The sequence below is a fragment of the Microcoleus sp. A003_D6 genome, from assembly GCF_036702825.1.
Lineage (GTDB): Bacteria > Cyanobacteriota > Cyanobacteriia > Cyanobacteriales > Microcoleaceae > Microcoleus.
Genome location: NZ_JAUBWA010000297.1, coordinates 1 through 1144, shown reverse-complemented (window position 1 = coordinate 1144; position 1144 = coordinate 1). Strand labels below are relative to the sequence as shown.

Below are 1144 nucleotides of genomic sequence, written 5' to 3'. Positions count from 1 at the left end.
AGGTGATTCGCAATCGCTTCATTTTCTATTTGGGGACTATTTTTTTTCTTTGCATGATCTCGGTTAATTCTTTTTTTGCTACTCATAACTGGTTCAACTATGACTCAAATGCTTGCTCGATAGATGTTTTAGCCTATTTTACCTTTTTTTGTCTCCCCCCTTGACAATTTGCACTTTTTCTTAACTTGTCACAAATGAGAATACATTACCGTCCTGCCAAACCAATGCCATGTCACAGCTCCCGATTAGTCCATCGGCAAGAGTTTCAGTTGCCGATAGTCACAGAACTAATTGAAGAATTATGTGTAGATGGAGGAAAAGTTAGATTAAGAACTGCACAGGGACTAGAATGTATCTACAAAGACTATAAAGCAATCCACACTAACAGCGGATTAATCGCGGGTTATCAAGATAATATTGGGCTGATTAATTGGGTCAACAGTCAACCTCAAGCCAAGATTGTTACTTGTCGCTTGAGATGGACATGATGGAATTTGGAATATTATTGGGTTAGTCGCCCCAAATGGACAACGCCGAGAAATCCTTGACTGGTATCATCTGATCGAAAATCTGAATAAGGTTGGCGGTTCACAGCACAGAATAAATCAAGCCCAAGCTTATTTATGGATGGGACAGGTGGAGAAAGCGAAACAACTTTTTGTAAATCTGACAAAAAAAGCTGCACAGAATTTCTGTGTGTATCTCAAGAAACACCAAGAACGAATCGTTAATTACCACTATTACCAGTCTAATAAGATTTGTTCGATTGGCTCGGGTGCTGTGGAATCAGCAATCAAACAAATTGGTCGTCGTATCAAAATTTCTGGCGCACAATGGAATGAGCAAAATGTCCCGCAAGTCTTGGCCCATCGAGTAGCTTACTTAAATGGAATGATTGGTGTCAATCTCAAAGTAGCAGGTTAAATTATCGTCAGTATAAATACTGATTGCATAACTGTTATGCTCCCAATACCAAATAGCACCAATATGGTTTTCTAACTTTTTAGAAAATGAGATAGTCTTTCTTACGAGCCGAGAAACACGTTGGCGCAAAGTATTATTAGATATTTCAATATGATTGGTTTTTCCACTATCTTTGCCAACTGGCTGATGGCGTTTGCTGGGAAAAATACAAGCATAAGCC

1 protein-coding gene and 1 pseudogene are annotated in these 1144 nt (G+C 38.9%); one reads left to right on the top strand and one right to left on the bottom strand.

Translation table 11 applies throughout. The annotated features are described in order from the left end of the window. Window positions 1-242 precede the first annotated feature (242 nt). Window positions 243-924: pseudogene (locus QUB70_RS32555) on the top strand (ISKra4 family transposase); the annotation flags it as partial. Here the strand turns inward: QUB70_RS32555 and QUB70_RS32550 are convergent. Next, window positions 883-1144 (bottom strand): IS1 family transposase (locus QUB70_RS32550; protein ID WP_332985931.1); only part of this gene is annotated, 262 nt, incomplete at its 5' end. The pseudogene QUB70_RS32555 and the gene QUB70_RS32550 sit on opposite strands and share 42 nt — an antisense overlap.